This is a genomic window from Pseudomonas sp. TH32, assembly GCF_016650855.1.
Taxonomy (GTDB): domain Bacteria; phylum Pseudomonadota; class Gammaproteobacteria; order Pseudomonadales; family Pseudomonadaceae; genus Aquipseudomonas.
On the sequence record NZ_JAEKFA010000002.1, the window covers coordinates 4,459,678 to 4,478,946 of the forward strand.

Annotated in this window: 15 protein-coding genes and 1 pseudogene; 6 read left to right on the forward strand and 10 right to left on the reverse strand. The window is 61.6% G+C overall.

Annotated features, from left to right (window positions below; translation table 11 throughout):
- Nucleotides 1–13: 13 nt before the first annotated feature.
- The 7 genes and pseudogenes from JFV30_RS24105 to mreB form a co-directional block, all read right to left on the reverse strand.
- A complete protein-coding gene (locus tag JFV30_RS24105; protein WP_201125367.1) occupies nucleotides 14–859 on the reverse strand; it encodes a carbon-nitrogen hydrolase family protein in 846 nt (281 codons plus the stop codon).
- A gap of 63 nt (nucleotides 860–922) precedes the next feature.
- Nucleotides 923–4,735: pseudogene (locus tag JFV30_RS24110) on the reverse strand (YhdP family protein).
- A gap of 76 nt (nucleotides 4,736–4,811) precedes the next feature.
- A complete protein-coding gene (rng, locus tag JFV30_RS24115) occupies nucleotides 4,812–6,269 on the reverse strand; it encodes a ribonuclease G (RefSeq protein ID WP_003216085.1) in 1,458 nt (485 codons plus the stop codon).
- A 70-nt stretch (nucleotides 6,270–6,339) separates the two neighbouring features.
- Nucleotides 6,340–6,936: a Maf family protein gene (locus tag JFV30_RS24120; RefSeq protein WP_201125368.1), complete on the reverse strand. Its 597-nt coding sequence runs from the start codon at nucleotides 6,934–6,936 to the stop codon at nucleotides 6,340–6,342.
- A gap of 50 nt (nucleotides 6,937–6,986) precedes the next feature.
- Nucleotides 6,987–7,475 carry a rod shape-determining protein MreD gene (gene mreD / locus JFV30_RS24125; RefSeq protein ID WP_010170623.1) on the reverse strand — a complete coding sequence of 163 codons (489 nt, stop codon included), beginning with the start codon at nucleotides 7,473–7,475 and terminating at the stop codon, nucleotides 6,987–6,989.
- Nucleotides 7,475–8,581: a rod shape-determining protein MreC gene (gene mreC, locus JFV30_RS24130; RefSeq protein ID WP_081480076.1), complete on the reverse strand. Its 1,107-nt coding sequence runs from the start codon at nucleotides 8,579–8,581 to the stop codon at nucleotides 7,475–7,477. Before mreC ends, mreD begins: the two co-directional genes overlap by 1 nt.
- 140 nt (nucleotides 8,582–8,721) lie before the next feature.
- Nucleotides 8,722–9,759: a rod shape-determining protein MreB gene (gene mreB, locus JFV30_RS24135; protein ID WP_002555108.1), complete on the reverse strand. Its 1,038-nt coding sequence runs from the start codon at nucleotides 9,757–9,759 to the stop codon at nucleotides 8,722–8,724.
- Nucleotides 9,760–9,969: 210 nt separating this feature from the next.
- On the opposite strand from mreB, the gene gatC reads away from it, so the two are divergent.
- The 6 genes from gatC to JFV30_RS24165 all read left to right on the forward strand — a co-directional run bounded on the left by gatC (nucleotide 9,970) and on the right by JFV30_RS24165 (nucleotide 15,192).
- Nucleotides 9,970–10,257, forward strand: a complete 288-nt coding sequence (gene gatC, locus JFV30_RS24140; RefSeq protein ID WP_003216077.1) for an Asp-tRNA(Asn)/Glu-tRNA(Gln) amidotransferase subunit GatC — start codon at nucleotides 9,970–9,972, stop codon at nucleotides 10,255–10,257.
- Nucleotides 10,258–10,273: 16 nt separating this feature from the next.
- Complete coding sequence (gene gatA, locus JFV30_RS24145; protein WP_169386306.1) at nucleotides 10,274–11,725, forward strand: Asp-tRNA(Asn)/Glu-tRNA(Gln) amidotransferase subunit GatA; 1,452 nt, start codon at nucleotides 10,274–10,276, stop codon at nucleotides 11,723–11,725.
- Nucleotides 11,726–11,735: 10 nt separating this feature from the next.
- On the forward strand, nucleotides 11,736–13,181 hold the full coding sequence (gene gatB / locus JFV30_RS24150; RefSeq protein ID WP_010170723.1) for an Asp-tRNA(Asn)/Glu-tRNA(Gln) amidotransferase subunit GatB: 1,446 nt from the start codon (nucleotides 11,736–11,738) through the stop codon (nucleotides 13,179–13,181).
- A 156-nt stretch (nucleotides 13,182–13,337) separates the two neighbouring features.
- Entirely contained in the window at nucleotides 13,338–13,709 is a 372-nt protein-coding gene (locus JFV30_RS24155; protein ID WP_010170725.1) for a septal ring lytic transglycosylase RlpA family protein, read from the forward strand.
- A 50-nt stretch (nucleotides 13,710–13,759) separates the two neighbouring features.
- Nucleotides 13,760–14,815 (forward strand): calcium/sodium antiporter, encoded by a 1,056-nt coding sequence (locus JFV30_RS24160; protein WP_010170727.1) that lies wholly within the window; start codon nucleotides 13,760–13,762, stop codon nucleotides 14,813–14,815.
- Nucleotides 14,812–15,192: a carboxymuconolactone decarboxylase family protein gene (locus JFV30_RS24165; RefSeq protein ID WP_088422719.1), complete on the forward strand. Its 381-nt coding sequence runs from the start codon at nucleotides 14,812–14,814 to the stop codon at nucleotides 15,190–15,192. The genes JFV30_RS24160 and JFV30_RS24165 overlap by 4 nt, the downstream gene beginning before the upstream one ends.
- Here the strand turns inward: JFV30_RS24165 and JFV30_RS24170 are convergent.
- The 3 genes from JFV30_RS24170 to JFV30_RS24180 form a co-directional block, all read right to left on the reverse strand.
- Complete coding sequence (locus tag JFV30_RS24170; RefSeq protein WP_201125369.1) at nucleotides 15,189–16,130, reverse strand: AEC family transporter; 942 nt, start codon at nucleotides 16,128–16,130, stop codon at nucleotides 15,189–15,191. The two genes, JFV30_RS24165 and JFV30_RS24170, sit on opposite strands and share 4 nt — an antisense overlap.
- A 189-nt stretch (nucleotides 16,131–16,319) precedes the next feature.
- Entirely contained in the window at nucleotides 16,320–17,873 is a 1,554-nt protein-coding gene (gene garD, locus JFV30_RS24175) for a galactarate dehydratase (protein ID WP_201125370.1), read from the reverse strand.
- Between the two features lie 13 nt (nucleotides 17,874–17,886).
- Nucleotides 17,887–19,251, reverse strand: a complete 1,365-nt coding sequence (locus tag JFV30_RS24180; protein WP_010170736.1) for an MFS transporter — start codon at nucleotides 19,249–19,251, stop codon at nucleotides 17,887–17,889.
- Nucleotides 19,252–19,269: the final 18 nt, after the last annotated feature.

Sequence of the window (19,269 nt, forward strand, 5' to 3'; positions counted from 1 at the left end):
GGCCTTAAATTCATCAGTTCTGAAGCAGGTCGCTGCGCGCCCTGCGAGAAAAGCGCCGGTGGCCTGCCACCGGCATGCGCGTCCGTATCGACGCCTGTTCACTGCTGTCGCGTTCGGCCAGCAACACCGCCTCGCCTTGATCCTGTTGTGCCAGCACTCGGCCCCAAGGGTCGATAATCGCTGCATGCCCGAAGGTTTCCCGTGGCCCCGGGTGCACGCCGCCCTGGGCAGCCGCCAGCAGGTAACACTGGGTTTCGATAGCCCGCGCGCGAATCAGCACGTCCCAGTGCGCAGCGCCCGTCACCGCTGTAAAGGCGGAAGGCGCAGTGATCAACTCGGCACCCGCAGCGCGCAATTCGCTGTACAGCTCCGGGAAGCGCAAGTCGTAGCACACCGTCAGCCCCAGGCGGCCGACCGGCGTATCCGCCACCACCACCTGGCTACCATGAGCATAGTCATCGGATTCGCGATAACGGCCCCGGGCATCGGCTACGTCGACATCGAACAGGTGCAGCTTGTCGTAGCGGGCGACGATTTCGCCCTGATCATCGATCAGCAACGAGCAGGCGTTGGACTTGGCGTTCGGTTGATCCTTTGGAGGCAACGGCAAAGTGCCGGCCACTATCCATAAGGTGAGGTCGCGAGCGGCCTGTTTCAACCATGGCAGGATGGGACCTTCGCCCAAGGCCTCGGCGCGACCGATATCGGCCACGTCACGACGGCCCATGGCGGCGAAGTTTTCCGGGAGTACGGCGAGCCTGGCACCGCCCGCCGCCGCTTGTTCCAGCAGGCGCCGGGCCTGGGCCAGATTGGCCAGCACATCGCTTTGGCTGACCATTTGAATTACCGCGAAGGACATGGGCCCACACTCCAGAAAAGGCATGCACCAAAAAGGGATAGTGCCATGCTACTCCGCAGGCACTCAGTTTGGTTTTTCAAATGGCTTGTCGAAGGTGATTTTCGGGTCTTTCCATGGGCCTTCGACCTTGTACTGGACGCTGGCGAAACGCGAGACGCGGTCGCCAATCAGCTTGTCGATCAGGAACAATGCGCCGCCAATGGCCGGCGCGCCGACGATCAGCGCGGCAATCGGCAGGTTATTGGTCACCGGCAGCGTTACCAGCAACTTCGCATCGACGCGATCCGCCACCAGGTCCAGGGTGCCGTTGATCTCCAGGTTGCTTGACGGGCCCGTCATGGTGATCGGCTCACGGGTCACAAACACGCCATTACTGGCGGCCAGCAAGCCCTTGACCCGGTCATAACTCAAGCCTTTACCGAGCAAGTCCGAGAAGTCCAGCCGCAGCCGGCGACCGATAGAGTTGAAGTTCAGCAAACCAAACACCCGCAGGGCCTGGGCGCCGCCTTCCACTTCAACAAACTGCCCTTTGCGGAAGCTGGCATCCAGGCTGCCGGAGAAACGCTTGGGACCGACCCAGGCCGGCGAACCCGGCCAGCGGCCGTCCACGTCCACATGAAACTCTTCACTGGTCACGCTCGGCGCAAAACCCCAGCCCTTGAGCACGTCCCCAATGTTCTTGCCATCCAGGCGGCCCTTGTACCAACTGCTGCTGGCTCCGGGGCCCCCTCCCAACCGCCGGCGCCCTGGAGCAGCATGCCCTTGAGGCCCAGGTTGAGGCTGTTGAACGCCATGCCCTTGGTGGTCGGCCGGACTTTCAACGACCAGGCACCTACCAGGTCCGGGCCCTGGAACAACTGGGCAATCGAGATATCCAGTGCCGGAATATCCTTGGGATCGACATCAGCCAGCGGGTCCGGCGCATTTTCATCCGCCTGCACCGTCGGATCCACTGCCGGCAATTTCACGTACTGCAAGTTGACCGCGATCGGCGCGCCCTTGGCATCCGGTAGCCCCACGGTGCCTTTGGCTTGCTGGCTGTCGAACTGCAAGCCCCAGGCCGCGGGCTTGCGATCCAGTTGCAGGTTGACCTGGTCAAACTGCGTGCCGAAGCCGGTCAGCTTGCCAATCTTGAAGTCAGCCCCGCTCAACAGTTGCTTGGCACTGCCACCCGGGTCGTTGCCAGCATAGCGGTCTACCAGTTTTTCCAGGGATCGACATCCAGCTCCGACAACACCCCGCGAATACGCAAGCCCTTGCCGGCCGGCAACACGGCATCGCCCTCCCCAGGAACAGCTCACCACGGCCATCGGCAAAATTGTCCGCCGGGGCGGCGAAGGTGAAGCTGCCCAACTCGCCATAATCGAACCAGTAGCGGCGCTCCTTACCCTGCAGCGTCATGCGGAACACGCTGTCACGGCCCTGGCTCGCCGGCATGCCGAACGGTGCCGGCAGGTCCACGGCCACGCCCTTGAGGTTGGAACTGACCATCAACTGGCTGTCGGCGCCGTCGAGGTTGAGCTGCAATTGGTAGGGGATATCGCCGGACACCGGCAACGGCTGGCTGACTTTCAGCCAGTCAGTCAGCCGCTTGACGGTCACCTGCCCCTTGGCGGTCACGCGGGTATTGAGATTGCCCTGCCGGCCATCGGCAAAAATCTGCGCGGTGATCGGCCGGTCAAAGGCCTGGGCGCTGATGTTCTGGCCACTCAGGCCCTTGGCGCTGTCGAAACGGAAATCACCCTTGAGTTGGCTCAGGTCCAGCGTGGGCTCGGCCAATTGCAGGCGCGCCTTGTCAGTCTTGAAATCCACCACAATCTTGGGATCTGCACCCTTGGCCAGGGGAATATCCAGGTCGAGCTTGCCTTGCAGGTCGCCGTCGCCTTTCCAGCCGGCGAAGGTCGAGGCGGTGCCAATCGGCGCCTCCTGAAGGATCTTCAGGCCATCGCCCAAACCGCCGGCAAAATTGCCGGTCAGCAGCAGATGACTGTCCTTGCCTTCAGGGGCATGGGGAATGTTGACGTAGATGTCGTTGACCTTGGTGTCGAGCAACTGGCCCTTGCTGGCCAGGATGCGCACGCCGCTTTCCTCGACAAACACTTCGCCCTTGACCTTGCTGACATGCGGCCAGCCCGGCTGGAATGCCAGCTCGGCGTCATGCACCTTGAAGAACAGGCTGATATTGCGCGAAGCAGGCAGCGCATCGTGGTTCAGCGAGCCCTGGTACTGGAAGAAACCCTCGTCCACCGCGCCCTTGAGGATCGCGGTGCGCAGCCATTCATCGAGTGCCGGGCTCAAGACGGCGGGCAGGTATTTGGGGGTGAAGCGGCCATCGCCGTCGACCATGCCGACCCGCAGGTCCATGTAGTCTTCCTGGCTATGGTCGAAATGCAGGCGAATCAGGAAGTCCGCCGCCACTTTGCCCTCTTCCCCCAGCACCTTGATGTACGGCGCAATCAGGGTGAAGCCTTCTTTATCCAGCTTCCACGTCAGGCGAGCGTTGGCCTGGATGTACTGCCAGGGCTTGGCGAAGATCGGAAACAGGTGCAAGGAGAAGTCCTTGCTGTCCATGCGCAACTCGCCCTTGCCCAGGTCACCGCTGATGCTGCCGCTGACATTACGGGCCGCCGGGGCGCCGAAGTAGGCATCAAAACCGATGCGGTCGAGGTTGGCCGCGAAGCTCACGCGCTGGTCAGTGGTGTCTTCAGGACGGTAATCCAGCAACACGTTGCGCAGCGTACCCGTCGCCTTGAGGTGATCCAGGGTGGTAGCCAGGGCCTCCGGCAACGGTGCCAGGGCATGCAGCAACGGCGTGATCGGGGTCAGGTCGAGACGATCGGCCTGCAGGTTCCAGACTTCCTGGGCCTTGTCGGTCGCCAGGGTTTGCTGCAGTTGCAGGCGCGACTCCCAGCGCGTGTCACCGAGGTTCATCGCCAGCGAGTCGAACAGCACCTTGAGGCCGCTGTCACTGCGTTGCAGGTACGCGGTGAGGGCCAGGTTCTCGATATGGGTCGGCTTGCGGTCGGCGTAGCTGCCCTTGAGTTGCGCAGCGTTGAGGCGCACGGCGGCGCTTTGCACGGTGCCCTTGCCCCAGGTCAGCCAGAATTCGCCGCCGGCCTTGAGTTCGGTGAGTTTCCATTGCCGGGTCAGCTTTGCCGGGATCCATTTTGCCCAGTCACTCTGGGGCAAGCTCAGGTAAGCCTCGGCTTCACCGTCTTTCCACTGGCTGGCGCGGATCCGGGTACGCAGGTTCAGCGCCAGCGGCTGGCCATCGGGCAGGGTCAGGCGCGCGTCCAGGCGCTGGCGGTTGGCGCCGGTCTGCAGGCTTACACCGACATAGGTCAAGGTCAGCGGCGCCTGCTCGAACGGCTGCAGCGTCACCTGGCTGTCGAGCAATGAGACTTGCCCGACCATTTGCATGCGCGTCAGCAGTTGCTCGGGATCCAGCGGCTGGTCATCCTGCACCGGCAGGCCTTGCAGCGCCCAGTGGCCGTCCTTGTCTTCCTTCACGCTGACTTGCAGGCCACTGACTTCCAGATGGGCGATCCGCACTTCGCGCGCCAGCACGCTGGCCCAGATATCCGGTACGACTTGCACCTGATCCAGACGCAGGGCGCTGTTGCCCTCGCCGACCATCACATCGTGAGCCATCAACACCGGGGTGAAACCGCTCCAGCGCCCTTCCAGGCTGCCGATGCTCAAGGGCATGTCCAGCGCAGTACGGGCTTTGGCTTCGATTTCGCCCCGGTATTCCGCCACCAGCGGTGTCAATTCACGGCCAAGGCTCACGTACACCGCTGCCAATACCAGCAACAAGGCGCACAGGCCAAGGCCCCAGCGGGTCAATGCGGCAAAAAAGCGTATCAGACGCTCCATGTCAGGCGACCCTCAAAGGCAATAGTCGGACGGCAGATCAAGGTCTGCCGGTCTCGTTGATAAGAGCTAACGCGAATCAGAGCAGCACCACGTCATATTGTTCCTGGGAATACATAGTTTCGACCTGGAAGCGAATAGTGCGTCCGATAAAACCTTCCAGCTCTGCCACGTTGCCGGACTCTTCATCCAGCAGCCGGTCGACCACCTTCTGGTTAGCCAGGACTCTATAGCCCTCGGCCTGGTAGGCGCGTGCCTCCCGTAAGATTTCCCGGAAAATCTCGTAGCAAACCGTTTCCGGGGTCTTCAACTTGCCGCGCCCCTGGCAACTGCTGCACGGCTCGCACAGCACTTGTTCCAGGCTTTCGCGGGTGCGCTTGCGGGTCATCTGCACCAGGCCCAATTCGGTGATACCGATGATGTTGGTCTTGGCGTGATCGCGCTCCAGCTGCTTCTCCAGGGTACGCAGTACCTGGCGCTGGTGCTCTTCATCCTCCATGTCGATGAAGTCGATGATGATGATCCCGCCCAGGTTGCGCAGGCGCAGTTGGCGGGCAATTGCGGTAGCGGCTTCGAGGTTGGTCTTGAAGATGGTTTCTTCGAGGTTGCGATGGCCCACAAAGGCGCCGGTGTTGACGTCGATGGTGCTCATGGCCTCAGCCGGGTCCACCACCAGGTAGCCGCCGGACTTGAGCGGCACTTTGCGCTCGAGGGCTTTCTGAATTTCGTCTTCGACACCGTACAAGTCGAAGATCGGCCGCTCGCCCGGGTAATGCTCCAGACGATCGGCAATTTCCGGCATCAGCTCGGCAACAAATTGCGTGGTGCGCTGGAAGGTTTCTCGCGAGTCGATGCGAATTTTCTCAATCTTCGGGCTGACCAGATCACGCAGCGTGCGCAGGGCCAGGCCGAGGTCTTCATAGATCACACTCGGTGCGCCAATGGTCTTGATCTGCGCGCCGATCTGGTCCCAGAGGCGACGCAGGTAGCGGATGTCCATGAGGATTTCATCGGCGCCGGCGCCTTCAGCGGCGGTACGCAGGATGAAACCGCCGGCTTCCTTGATGCCTTCCAGCGCCACGCAGTCGCTGACCACCTTTTTCAGGCGCTCGCGCTCGGCTTCGTCTTCGATTTTCAGGGAGATGCCAACGTGAGCTGTGCGCGGCATGTACACCAGGTAGCGCGAAGGAATCGACAGTTGGGTGGTCAACCGCGCGCCTTTGGAGCCAATCGGGTCCTTGGTGACTTGCACCACCAGGCTTTGCCCTTCGTGCACCAGGGCGCTGATGCTTTCAACCGCCGGGCCTTCACGCAGGGAGATTTCCGAAGCATGGATAAACGCGGCGCGGTCCAGGCCGATGTCGACGAAAGCCGCCTGCATCCCGGGCAACACACGCACGACCTTGCCTTTATAGATATTGCCGACGATCCCGCGCTTTTGGGTGCGCTCGACATGCACTTCTTGCAGAACACCGTTCTCTACCACCGCCACGCGCGATTCCATCGGCGTGATATTGATCAGAATCTCTTCACTCATGGCTGGGTCTCGTTCAGGCGTTTTCACAATAGTGACCGATCGCTTAAGGCTTGGCGCTGGAATACGGCGTTTAGCGCACGGTAAGGTTTTGCCAACAGGGTATGCCGAATTGGCCCAGCAGTTCTGCGGTTTCGCAGACCGGCAGGCCAACGACGGCAGAGTAGCTGCCATTGAGTCCGGCGACGAACACCGCCGCCAAGCCTTGGATAGCATAGCCGCCCGCTTTGTCGTGGGGCTCGCCGCTGTGCCAATAAGTGGTGGCTTCATCCGCTGAAATCTTGCGAAAGCGCACGCGACTACTGACCAGCCGCGTTTCGCAACGCTGATCATCAATCAGGGCAATGGCCGTCAGGACTTCGTGTTCACGATCAGAAAGGGCCAGCAACATGGCCTGGGCATCGGCCTGATCCACGGGTTTACCGAGGATCTGGCCGTCGAGGATGACGGCGGTGTCGGCGCCCAGCACGCAAGCGCCAGCCGCATCGGCCAGGGCCGCACGGCCGGCCGCCGCCTTGCCGCGCGCCAGGCGCTCTACGTAGGACGCTGGCGATTCATTGGTAAGGGGAGTTTCATCAATGGCGGCGCTGACGACAGTGAACGGCACACCGATCTGGGTCAGCAGTTCACGCCGCCTCGGGGAGCCCGAGGCCAGGTAAAGCGAATTCATGCAGACTCTCCCTGTGGGGTTCGATAACCAGGCAGAGCCTCGCGATCCATTCAATTGATTTTATAGCGACGACGCAATCCACGCAGGCCGAAACTGATCCAGGGCCACAACAACGCACTGACCAGGGCGGGCAACACCAGCGCCAGGGTCGGTTGGCGGTTGCCGGTCAAGGCACTGAGCCACAGCTGTACCAGCTGCGCCAGGCCGAAGATCACCAGGATCACCAGGCACTGCTGCCACATCGGGAACATGCGAAGGCGCTGCTGCAACGACAGCACCAGGAAGGTAATCAGGGTCAGGATCAGCGCGTTCTGGCCGAGCAACGTGCCGTAGAGCACGTCTTCCATCAGCCCGAGGCACATGGCCGTGACCATCCCGACCTTGTGCGGCAACGCCAGGGCCCAGAACGCCAGCAGCAAGGCGAGCCATAGCGGACGCAGGATTTCCATGAATTGCGGCAACGGCGAAACGCTGAGCAGCAAGCCGATGGCGAAGGTCAGCCAGACGATCCAGCCGTTACGCGAATGAGTACCGGCCATTATTCTTCCCTCTGCCGAGTGGTTGCCGGGGCCGCTGCCGGTGGCTTGGCGGCGGGCGGTTTGGCAGCGGCAGGTGCAGCAGCCGCAGGCTTGGCCGGACGCGCGCTATGGGCCACCGGCTTGGCCGGGGTTGCGACAGGCGCGACTGGGGTTGCCGGAGCAGCAGCCGGGGCGGCAGGTGCAGCCGGCTTTGGCACGGTGGCCGGAATGATCGGCGCAGTGCCGTTTTGCTTGTCTTCCGCTTCCTGGGCCTGGGCGGCTTCGTTGGCGCGCTCTTCCGGGGTGCGGTTGTCACTGAACACCAGCAACAGGTAACGGCTGCGGTTCAACGCGGCGGTCGGCACGGCGCGCACGATGGCGAACGGCTGGCCGGAATCGTGGATCACTTCCTTGACCGTCGCGACCGGGTAGCCTGCCGGGAACCGCTGACCCAGGCCGGAACTGACCAGCAGGTCGCCTTCCTTGATGTCGGCAGTATCAGCCACGTGGCGCAATTCCAGGCGCTCCGGGTTACCCGTACCGCTGGCAATCGCCCGCAGACCGTTGCGGTTAACTTGCACCGGGATACTGTGGGTGGTGTCAGTCAGCAACAGGACGCGGGAGGTATAAGGCATCAACTCCACCACCTGGCCCATCAAGCCACGGGCATCGAGCACCGGCTGGCCAAGGACCACGCCGTCGCGCTCACCCTTGTTGATGATGATGCGGTGGGTGAAGGGGTTCGGGTCCATGCCGATCAACTCGGCCACTTCGACCTTTTCGTTGACCAGCGCAGAGGAATTGAGCAACTCGCGCAGCCGAACGTTCTGCTCGGTGAGGGCCGCCAGCTTTTGCATGCGCCCCTGCAACAGCAGGTTTTCGGTCTTGAGTTTTTCGTTTTCGGCCACCAGTTCGGTGCGGCTGCCAAATTGGCTGGCCACGCCCTGGTAAAGACGCTGCGGCAGGTCAGTGATCCAGTAAGTCTGCATCAGGACCAGCGACATCTGGCTACGCACTGGCTTGAGCAGTGTGAAGCGGGCATCGACCACCATCAGCGCAACCGATAGCACGACCAGCACCAACAGGCGCACGCCCAATGAGGGGCCTTTGGAGAAAAGCGGTTTAATAAGCCGCTCCTCCCGGGCAAATGTTTTCTTTATTCATACGGCATCAAACCGGCCTGGATGCAGATTGAAGAAGATAAACGCCAACAGGCAGCACTGCAAAGTGCTGCCTGTTGGCGAAGCATGGGCCAACCAGCAAACGCTTATTCGCTGGAGAGCAGGTCCATGGTGTGTTTATCCATCATTTCCAGTGCACGACCACCGCCACGGGCAACGCAGGTCAGCGGGTCTTCAGCGACGATCACTGGCAGACCGGTTTCCTGGGCCAGCAACTTGTCGAGGTCGCGCAGCAAGGCGCCACCACCGGTCAGCACCAGGCCACGCTCGGCGATATCGGAAGCCAGTTCCGGAGGCGATTGCTCCAGGGCGCTCTTCACAGCCTGAACGATGGTGGCCAGGGACTCTTGCAGAGCTTCCAGCACTTCATTGGAGTTCAGGGTAAAGGCACGTGGAACGCCTTCGGCCAGGTTGCGACCGCGAACATCCACTTCGCGCACTTCGCCGCCCGGGTAAGCGGTACCGATTTCCTGCTTGATGCGCTCGGCGGTGGACTCGCCGATCAGGCTGCCGTAGTTACGACGCACGTAGGTGATGATCGCTTCGTCGAAGCGGTCGCCGCCAACCCGCACGGATTCGGCATACACCACACCATTGAGGGAAATCAGGGCGATTTCAGTGGTACCACCACCGATATCCACCACCATCGAGCCGCGCGCCTCTTCAACCGGCAGGCCGGCACCGATCGCAGCCGCCATTGGCTCTTCGATCAGGAACACTTCACGGGCACCGGCACCAAGGGCCGATTCACGGATGGCACGACGCTCCACCTGGGTGGACTTGCACGGAACGCAGATCAGCACACGAGGGCTGGGCTGCAGGAAGCTGTTTTCGTGAACCTTGTTAATAAAGTACTGCAGCATCTTTTCGCAGACGCTGAAGTCGGCAATCACGCCATCCTTCATCGGACGAATGGCAGCAATGTTGCCCGGTGTTCGGCCCAACATGCGCTTGGCCTCGGTGCCAACGGCAACGACACTTTTCTGATTACCATGGGTCCGAATGGCCACAACCGATGGCTCATTCAGGACGATACCGCGCTCGCGCACGTAAATAAGGGTGTTGGCAGTGCCCAGGTCGATGGAAAGATCGCTGGAAAACATGCCACGCAGTTTCTTGAACATGGGAAAGGGACCCTAGGCAACGCGTGGGTAAAAAAGTGCGGCAAACTCTAACAACGACAGGGATTTTGGGCAAGGCGCCAATGTGCTAAATTGGCCGACTTTCTGTGCACCAACCCCCACAATCGCGGCCATATGACCGTAGAAATGCGGTAGTGTTCCTACAATCTAACACACGGATAGCTTCCGTTCTGTTTTCCACTGGAGAATCCCATGGCGCTTGAACGCTCCGACGTGGAAAAAATCGCTCATTTGGCCTGCCTGGGCCTCAATGAAGCCGATCTTCCACAGACCACCGCAGCCCTGAACAGCATTCTCGGGCTGGTCGACCAAATGCAAGCCGTGAATACCGACGGCATCGAGCCCCTGGCTCACCCGCTGGAAGCCAGCCAGCGCCTGCGCGCCGACGTCGTGACCGAGCGCAATAACCGCGAGGCTTACCAGTCCATCGCGCCAGCGGTCGAAAACGGCCTGTACCTGGTTCCGAAAGTCATCGACTAAAGGGAAAGAGCCTGCAATGCATCAATTGACTCTGGCCGAGATCGCCCGCGGTCTCGCCGACAAAAAGTTTTCTTCCGAAGAGCTGACCAAGACCCTGCTGGCGCGTATCGCCGAGCTGGACCCTGCGGTCAACAGCTTCATCAGCATCACCGAAGAACTGGCCCTGAGCCAGGCCAAGGCCGCCGACGCCCGTCGCGCCAACGGTGAAAACGGCGCCCTGTTGGGTGCGCCGATTGCCCACAAAGACCTGTTCTGCACCCAGGGCATTCGCACCAGTTGCGGCTCGAAGATGCTCGACAATTTCAAGGCGCCCTACGACGCCACCGTGGTCGCCAAGCTGGCTGCCGCCGGGGCTGTGACCCTGGGCAAGACCAACATGGACGAATTCGCCATGGGCTCGGCCAACGAGTCGAGCCACTACGGCCCGGTGAAAAACCCGTGGAACCTTGAGCACGTGCCCGGCGGTTCGTCCGGCGGCTCGGCTGCCGCGGTTGCCGCTCGTCTGTTACCTGCCGCCACGGCCACCGACACCGGCGGTTCGATCCGCCAACCGGCCGCGTTCACCAACCTCACCGGTTTGAAACCGACCTACGGTCGCGTTTCCCGCTGGGGCATGATTGCCTATGCCTCCAGTCTTGATCAGGGCGGCCCTCTGGCACGCACGGCTGAAGACTGCGCAATATTGTTACAAGGCATGGCAGGCTTCGATCCGCAGGACTCCACCAGCATTGACGAGCCCGTGCCGGACTACAGCGCCAGCCTGAATACCTCGATCAAAGGCCTGCGCATTGGCGTGCCAAAAGAGTATTTCAGCGCCGGTCTCGATCCGCGCATTGCCGAACTGGTGCACAACAGCGTCAAGGCGCTGGAAAAGCTCGGCGCCGTGATCAAGGAAATCAGCCTGCCGAACAACCAGCACGCGATTCCTGCCTACTACGTGATCGCCCCGGCAGAAGCGTCCTCCAACCTGTCGCGTTTCGACGGCGTGCGTTTCGGCTACCGCTGCGAAAACCCGAAAGACCTCACCGACCTTTACAAGCGCTCCCGTGGCGAAGGTTTCGGTGTGGAAGTACAGCGCCGGATCATGGTCGGTGCCTACGCCCTGTCGGCCGGTTACTACGACGCGTACTACCTCAAGGCGCAAAAGATCCGTCGCCTGATCAAGAACGACTTCATGGCTGCCTTTAATGAAGTCGACGTGATCCTCGGCCCAACCACGCCGAACCCGGCCTGGAAGATCGGCGCCAAGACCGGCGACCCGATCGCCGAGTACCTGGAAGACCTGTACACCATCACCGCCAACCTCGCGGGGCTGCCGGGCTTGTCCATGCCTGCTGGTTTCGTCGACGGTTTGCCGGTAGGCGTGCAACTGCTCGCCCCGTATTTCCAGGAAGGCCGCCTGCTCAATGTGGCGCACCAGTACCAGTTGAACACTGACTGGCACACTCGCACCCCTACCGGCTTCTGAGGAGAACACTATGCAATGGGAAGTCGTGATCGGGCTGGAGATTCATACCCAGCTCGCCACCCAATCGAAGATTTTCTCCGGTAGCGCCACCACGTTCGGCTCCGAGCCCAACACCCAGGCCAGCCTCGTAGACCTGGGCATGCCCGGCGTGCTGCCGGTGCTGAACCAGGAAGCGGTGCGCATGGCGGTGATGTTCGGCCTCGCAATCGATGCCGAGATCGGCCAGCACAACGTGTTCGCCCGTAAAAACTACTTCTACCCGGACCTGCCCAAGGGCTACCAGATCAGCCAGATGGAACTGCCGATCGTCGGCAAGGGCTACCTGGACATCCCGCTGGAAGACGGCACCATCAAACGTGTCGGCGTGACCCGTGCGCACCTGGAAGAAGATGCCGGCAAGAGCCTGCACGAAGAATTCAACGGCGCCACCGGCATCGACCTGAACCGCGCCGGCACGCCGTTGCTGGAGATCGTGTCCGAGCCGGACATGCGCAGCGCCAAGGAAGCCGTGGCCTACGTCAAGACGATCCACGCGCTGGTGCGTTACCTGGGCATTTGCGACGGCAACATGGCCGAAGGTTCGCTGCGTTGCGACTGCAACGTGTCGGTGCGACCAAAAGGCCAGGCCGAGTACGGCACTCGCTGCGAGATCAAGAACGTCAACTCGTTCCGTTTCATCGAGAAGGCGATCAACACCGAAGTGCGTCGCCAGATCGAACTGATCGAAGACGGCGGCAAGGTGATCCAGCAGACGCGCCTGTACGACCCGAACAAAGACGAAACCCGCGCCATGCGCAGCAAAGAGGAAGCCAACGACTACCGTTACTTCCCCGACCCGGACCTGTTGCCGGTGGTCATCGAGGACTCGTTCCTGGCTGACGTGCGCGCCACCCTGCCGGAATTGCCGCCGCAAAAGCGCGAGCGCTTCCAGGAGCAGTTCGGTCTTTCGGTGTATGACGCCAGCGTCCTGGCTTCGAGCCGCGAGCAAGCCAACTACTTCGAAAAAGTCGTGAGCATTGCCGGCGACGCCAAACTGGCGGCCAACTGGGTGATGGTTGAGCTGGGCAGCCTGTTGAACAAACAGGGCCTGGAAATCGACGAAGCACCGGTGTCCGCCGAGCAGTTGGGCGGCATGTTGCTGCGGATCAAGGACAACACCATCTCCGGCAAAATCGCCAAGACCGTGTTTGAAGCCATGGCCGCAGGCGAAGGCAACGCTGACGAGATCATCGAGAAGCGCGGCCTGAAGCAAGTCACCGACAGCGGCGCGATTTCGGCCGTGCTCGACGAGATGTTGGCAGCCAACGCCGAACAGGTTGAACAATACCGTGCAGCAGATGAGGCCAAACGCGGCAAAATGTTCGGCTTCTTTGTCGGCCAGGCAATGAAAGCCTCCAAAGGCAAGGCCAACCCGCAACAGGTCAACGAACTGCTGAAAAGCAAGCTCGAAGGCTGATCGCGGTCGCCTCACTGCGGGAGCCGGCTTGTGTGGGAGCTGGCTTGCCTGCGATAGCATCACCTCGGTGCACCTGAAAGACCGAGGCGTTTGCATCGCGGGCAAGCCCGGCTCCCACATAAGCCGGTTTCCACATCACTTTCGGGGACACCTTGAATGAAGCGTCTACTCGGCCTGTTGGCCCTGTTCTCACTGCTCACCGGCTGCGCCAGCGGCCTCATCGACCCCAACGGCTACGACGAAACCGGCACCGCCTCCTACTACGGCGCCAAACACCACGGCAACCGAACTGCCAGCGGTGAACCGTTCAACCAGAATGCCCTGACCGCCGCCCATCGTCGCCTGCCCTTCGGCACGCAGGTGAAGGTCACCAACCTCGACAACAACAAAAGCGTCGTTGTCCGCATCAACGACCGCGGCCCGCATACCCGTGGGCGCCTGATCGACCTTTCACGCAAAGCCGCCGAACAGCTCGGTATGATCAGCAACGGCACCGCGCGTGTTCGCGTGCAAGCCCTCAGCAACTGACCCACGGAGCCCAGGCCATTTTCGGATTAACCGCCCTCTCGCTCTTTAGCATGATCGAACTGATCAGCGGCCTGCTGCTGTTGATCGTCGGCGCCGAAGTCCTGGTGCGCGCCGCCGTGCGCCTGGCGGCCAGCCTCAAGGTACGCCCGCTGATCATCGGCCTGAGCATCGTCGCCTTCGGCAGCAGCGCGCCGCAAATGGCGATCAGCCTGCAAGCCACCCTGGCCGATAATACCGACATCGCCGTGGGCAGCGTGATCGGCAGCAGTATCTTCAATACCCTGGTGACCCTTGGCCTGTCGGCCCTGATCATCCCGCTGCGGGTCTCGCGGCAACTGGTGCGCCTGGACATCCCGGTGATGATTCTCGCCAGCCTGCTGGTGTTTGTGCTCGCCGCCAATGAAGAGCTGACGCCCGTCGACGGCCTGTTGCTGCTGGTGGCCCTGGTGGCCTACCTCGGCGTGCTGCTCTACCAGACCCGCCACTCCCGCCGCCCCCGTACCCGGGACATTGTGGTGCAGGCGCCGTGGCTGAGCAGCGTGCTGCTGATGCTCGGCGGGCTGCTGATCCTGGTCCTCGCCGGGCACCTGCTGCTGGGCGCCGCGGTGGACGTGGCCGAGGACCTCGGGCTGTCGGAGCGCATCATCGGCCTGACGCTGATTGGCGTCGGCACCTCGCTGCCGTGCCTCGCCACCTCGTTGATCGCCGCCCTGCGCGGCCAGCGGGAAATTGCCGTGGGCAACGTGATCGGCAGCAACCTGTTCAACCTGCTCGGGGTGCTGGGCTTTACCGCCCTGGTGGCACCTTCGCCGCTGTCGGTGTCGCCCAACGCGCTGGATTTTGACCTGCCGGTGATGCTTGGCGTGGTCGCGTTGTGCCTGCCGGTGTTCTATTCGGGCTACCGCGTCACTCGGGCCGAAGGCCTGGTGTTCCTGGGCCTGTACCTGGTGTATGGGCTGCATGTGGTGTCGTTCACCTTCGGCATGCCGCTGGCCAACAAGCTTGAACAACTGATGCTGTATTACGTCCTGCCAGCGCTGGTGGCTTTCCTGTTGTTCACCTCGCTGCGAGCCTGGCGCCGCCAACACAAGAGGGAATCGCAATGACCGAACAGAAAAAGCCCGGCGTTGAAATGCGCCGCCAGGTAATGGGTGATGTGTTTGTCGATCGGGCGCTGGGCAACGCCACCGAGTTCAGCCAGCCGCTGCAGGATTTCGTCAACGAGCATGCCTGGGGCAGCGTGTGGAATCGTGAAGGGTTGCCGCTGAAAACCCGCAGCCTGATCACCCTCGCCGCCTTGACCGCCCTCAAGTGCCCGCAGGAACTCAAGGGCCATGTGCGCGGCGCGCTGAACAATGGGTGCACCGTGGAGGAGATTCGCGAGGCGCTGCTGCATTGCGCGGTGTATGCCGGTGTGCCGGCAGCGATTGATGCCTTCCGTGCCGCGCAGGAAGTGATCGACAGTTACCAGAAAGACGTTTAAATCCAGCCGCCTGCCTGCAACACGAAAATCCCGATATTCGTGGTCACCGCCGCCATCAAGGTGGTGATCACGATAATCGCGGCCGCCAGCTCATGATTGCCCTCCGCCGCCCGCGCCATCACAAAACTGGCCGCCGCCGTGGGCGCGCCGAAGTACAGGAACAGAATCCCCAACTCCGGCCCACGGAACCCCATCAGCCACGCCCCCAGGGTGGCCAGCACTGGCAGCCAGACCATTTTCATCAGGCTGGCACTCAGGGCCATGTCACCGCTTTTGCGCAGCGCCGCCAACGACAGGGTACCGCCGATACAGATCAGCGCCAGTGGCAAGGTCATGTCCGCCAGGTACTGCCCGGAAGATTCCAGCCAGCCGGGCAGGCCAATCTGGAAATACGCGAAAGGCGCCGCCGCGATCACGCTGATGATCAACGGGTTGGCCAGCACGCTCTTGAAGATGCTCCACGGGTCGGACTTGATCACCGGGCTGTACACCGCCAGCACAATGGTCGACAGGGTGTTGTAGAACAGGATCACCAGCGCCGCGAGCACCGCGCCGAGGGAAATCCCGTAGTCGCCATACATGCTGGCCGCCAGGGCCAGGCCGATCACGCCGTTGTTGCCGCGAAACGCACCCTGGGCGTAAATGCCGCGATCTTCCCGGGGGCAACGAAAGATCGCCCAGCCCCAGGCCAGGGCGAAGCTCAGCAACGTGGCCACGGCGAAGTAGATCAACAGCCCGGGTTTGAGGGCTGAATGCAGGTCGGCGTGGAGAATCCCGAGGAACAGCAAGGCCGGCATGGTGACGTTGAACACCAGGGCCGAGGCGATGTGGATAAAGTTGTCGTTGATCCAATTGATGCGCTTGAGCAGGACGCCCAGGAACAGCATGGCAAACACCGGCGCGGTGATATTCAGGGTTTGTAGGAAAATTGCCAGCATGCCGGGGAGAACCTTGGGTGGGCGTCGGTAGGTGGCTAATGATAAGCCACCTGGCACAGGTTCGTCTGGAGCACACCGATCAAATGTGGGAGCTGGCTTGCCTGCGATGGCGTCGGTACAGCAAACATCATTGTTGACTGGCCTACCGCTATCGCAGGCAAGCCAGCTCCCACACAGTGCACATCTGTCTCAGGTGATCGGCGCCGGGTTGAACAACGTGATGTCATTGTGCAGCTTGTGCTGCTCCGCCCAGGTCTGCTTCTTGCCGCTGGCCACGTCCAGATAGAAGTGGAACAACTCCCAACCCAGCTCCTCGATCGTCGCGCGCCCGGTGGCTATCCGCCCGGCATCGATATCAATCAGGTCCGGCCAGCGCTGCGCCAGCTCGGTGCGCGTCGAGACCTTCACCACCGGCGCCATCGCCAGCCCATACGGCGTACCACGCCCGGTGGTGAACACATGCAGGTTCATCCCCGCCGCCAACTGCAACGTACCGCACACAAAATCACTGGCCGGCGTCGCGCAAAAAATCAGGCCCTTGCGATTGAACCGTTCACCCGGGCCAAGCACGCCATTGATCGCACTGCTGCCCGACTTGACGATAGAGCCCAGCGACTTCTCGACAATATTCGACAACCCGCCCTTCTTGTTGCCCGGCGTGGTGTTGGCGCTGCGATCCGCCTCGCCCTTGGCCAGGTAGCGATCGTACCGGTCCATTTCCCGCACCAGCTCCCGGGCCACGTCCTGGTTCTGTGCACGGGACGTCAGCAGGTAGATCGCATCGCGCACTTCGGTCACTTCGGAGAACATCACCGTCGCGCCCGCCCGCAGCAGCAAATCCGAGGCATAACCCAGCGCCGGGTTGGCGGTAATCCCTGAGAATGCATCGCTGCCACCGCACTGCATGCCGAGGATCAACTCCGACGCCGGTACGGTTTCCCGCCGGCGCAGGTCGAGTTTCTTCAGACGGGTTTCGGCCAATTCCATGATCTGTTCGATCATTTCGGTAAAGCCGTGGCTGGAGTCCTGCAACCGATACAGCCAAGGCTCACTCAGGTCTACCGAGCGGTCGTTGTCGTGCATCACCTGCCCGGCCTGCAATTTCTCGCAACCGAGGCTGATCACCAGGGCCTCACCGCCCAGGTTCGGGTTGCGCGCCAGGTTACGCACGGTGCGAATCGGGATGTAGGCGTCGGTGGCGGTAATCGCCACGCCGCAGCCGTAGCTGTGGGTCAGCGCGACCACGTCATCGACGTTCGGATACTTGGGCAGCAGCTCGTCCTTGATGCGCTTCACCGCGTGGTCCAGCACGCCCGTGACGCACTGCACCGTGGTGGTGATGCCAAGGATATTGCGCGTGCCGACCGTACCGTCAGCGTTGCGATAACCTTCGAAGGTAAACCCTTCCAGCGCCGCCTGCGCCTCGGGCACCTCGGTGGACAACGGCAAGCTGTCCAGGGGCGGCGCCGTGGGCATGCGCAGTTGATCTTCCTGAACCCAACTGCCGCGGGGAATCGGGCGCAAGGCATACCCGATGGTCTGGCCGTAGCGAATGATCCGACCGCCTTCGGGGATGTCTTCCAGGGTCACCTTGTGGCTTTGGGGAATGAAATCCACCGTCACCAGGCCGTCGGGAAACTCGGTCCCCGCCGGTACGCCCTGGTCGTTGACCACAATCACCACGTTATCCAGCGCGTGCAAACGGATGGAGCGTGGCGAATCGGCATGTTCAATCAACTGCATGACGCGGGCCCCTTCAGGAATGCGCTTGAGAAAGTTTAGTCAGCTCAGGGCCGTTGGCCGGCGGCTCTTTGAGCACCACACGCTTGATCGGGCCGACAATCACCAGGTAGCTGAACACCGCCAGCAACGCGTTGGCACCCACAAACACCAAGGCCCATTTGAAGGAACCGGTGGTGCTGATGATGTAGCCGATCACGATCGGTGTGCTGATGGACGCCAGGTTGCCGAACATATTGAACAAACCGCCACTCAGGCCAGCGATTTGTTTCGGCGAGGTGTCGGACACCACCGCCCAACCCAGTGCGCCAACGCCTTTACCGAAGAAGGCCAGGGCCATGAAGCCCACCACCATCCATTCAATGTCCACGTAGTTGCACGCGACGATGCTGCTGGAAATCAGCAAGCCGCCAATGATCGGCGCCTTGCGGGCGAAGGTCAGGGAATGGCCTTTACGCAGCAGGTAGTCGGAAATCACCCCGCCCAATACGCCGCCGATAAAACCGCAGATCGCTGGCAACGAGGCGATAAAGCCGGCCTTGAGGATGGTCATGCCGCGCTCCTGGACCAGGTACACCGGGAACCAGGTCAGGAAGAAATAGGTGATGCCGTTGATGCAGTACTGGCCCAGGTAGACGCCGAGCATCATGCGGTTGGTCAGCAACTGACGGATGTAATCCCACTTCGGCCCGTCGGTTTTCTTGCCTTTGCCCTTGTCCTGATCCATGTCGACCATCGCGCCGTTGGCTGCGATGTGCTGGAACTCGGCTTCGTTGATCATCGGGTGCTGGCGCGGGCTGTGGATAACTTTCAGCCAGATCAGCGAGAACACGATGCCGATGCCGCCCATCACCACAAACACGTGCTGCCAGCCGAAGGTGTAGACGATCCAGCCCATCAGCGGTGCGAACAACACGGTGGCGAAGTACTGCGCCGAGTTGAAGATCGCCGAGGCAGTGCCGCGTTCAGCGGTAGGAAACCACGCCGCCACAATGCGGGCATTTCCGGGGAAGGATGGCGCTTCAGCCAGGCCCACCAGGAACCGCAGCATGAACAGCGCAACGATGGCCGTGGAGACACCGAACTCACCGACATAGCCTTGCAGCACGGTGAACAGTGACCAGGTGAAAATGCTCAGGGCGTAGACCTTTTTCGAACCGAACCGGTCCAGCAGCCAGCCGCCGGGAATTTGCCCGGCCACGTAGGCCCAACCGAATGCGGAGAAGATATAGCCGAGGGTGACGGCGTCAATGCCGAGGTCTTTTTGCAGGCTGGAGCCGGCAATAGCAATGGTGGCACGGTCGGCGTAGTTGATCGTGGTCACCAGAAACAGCATGAGCAGGATCAAATAGCGGACGTGAGTCGGCTTGGTCGCTTGCATGAAGATGTACTCCCACTA

Coding starts and splice junctions, on each gene's coding strand:
- JFV30_RS24105 (WP_201125367.1), bottom strand. CDS start 859: ATGTCCTTCGCGGTAATTCAAATGGTCAGCCAAAGCGATGTGCTGGCC.
- rng (WP_003216085.1), bottom strand. CDS start 6,269: ATGAGTGAAGAGATTCTGATCAATATCACGCCGATGGAATCGCGCGTG.
- JFV30_RS24120 (WP_201125368.1), bottom strand. CDS start 6,936: ATGAATTCGCTTTACCTGGCCTCGGGCTCCCCGAGGCGGCGTGAACTG.
- mreD (WP_010170623.1), bottom strand. CDS start 7,475: ATGGCCGGTACTCATTCGCGTAACGGCTGGATCGTCTGGCTGACCTTC.
- mreB (WP_002555108.1), bottom strand. CDS start 9,759: ATGTTCAAGAAACTGCGTGGCATGTTTTCCAGCGATCTTTCCATCGAC.
- gatC (WP_003216077.1), top strand. CDS start 9,970: ATGGCGCTTGAACGCTCCGACGTGGAAAAAATCGCTCATTTGGCCTGC.
- gatA (WP_169386306.1), top strand. CDS start 10,274: ATGCATCAATTGACTCTGGCCGAGATCGCCCGCGGTCTCGCCGACAAA.
- gatB (WP_010170723.1), top strand. CDS start 11,736: ATGCAATGGGAAGTCGTGATCGGGCTGGAGATTCATACCCAGCTCGCC.
- JFV30_RS24155 (WP_010170725.1), top strand. CDS start 13,338: ATGAAGCGTCTACTCGGCCTGTTGGCCCTGTTCTCACTGCTCACCGGC.
- JFV30_RS24160 (WP_010170727.1), top strand. CDS start 13,760: ATGATCGAACTGATCAGCGGCCTGCTGCTGTTGATCGTCGGCGCCGAA.
- JFV30_RS24165 (WP_088422719.1), top strand. CDS start 14,812: ATGACCGAACAGAAAAAGCCCGGCGTTGAAATGCGCCGCCAGGTAATG.
- JFV30_RS24170 (WP_201125369.1), bottom strand. CDS start 16,130: ATGCTGGCAATTTTCCTACAAACCCTGAATATCACCGCGCCGGTGTTT.
- garD (WP_201125370.1), bottom strand. CDS start 17,873: ATGCAGTTGATTGAACATGCCGATTCGCCACGCTCCATCCGTTTGCAC.
- JFV30_RS24180 (WP_010170736.1), bottom strand. CDS start 19,251: ATGCAAGCGACCAAGCCGACTCACGTCCGCTATTTGATCCTGCTCATG.